This is a genomic window from Anaerobacillus sp. 1_MG-2023 (assembly GCF_030547345.1).
Classification (GTDB): Bacteria; Bacillota; Bacilli; order Bacillales; family Guptibacillaceae; genus Guptibacillus; species Guptibacillus hwajinpoensis_B.
Genome location: NZ_JAUORD010000262.1, coordinates 1 through 235, shown reverse-complemented (window position 1 = coordinate 235; position 235 = coordinate 1). Strand labels below are relative to the sequence as shown.

Genomic DNA, 235 nt, shown 5'->3' with positions numbered 1-235 from the left:
ACATGACGTAGTTGGCATGGTTGCCCCCTTCAATAATGTGTATCTATGCTAAAGAAGAGAGCAACTCTTCTTTTTCTTTTTGATCAGATAGGAATGCAACTCCATCATCTTCACCATAGATCGTAAGCGTCGGTACATACAGTTCAGACATATCTTCAATCGGATAATCTGCGAGGAAAAACAACCCATGGATTTCATCAGGATGTTCGATAGCAAATGATGATGCCACAGCGCC

At 41.7% G+C, this 235-nt stretch carries 1 protein-coding gene; it reads right to left on the bottom strand.

The genetic code is table 11. The features are described from left to right. Positions 1–43: 43 nt before the first annotated feature. On the bottom strand, positions 44–235 hold a 192-nt coding region (locus tag Q4550_RS24095; protein WP_303536796.1), incomplete at its 5' end, for an alpha/beta hydrolase.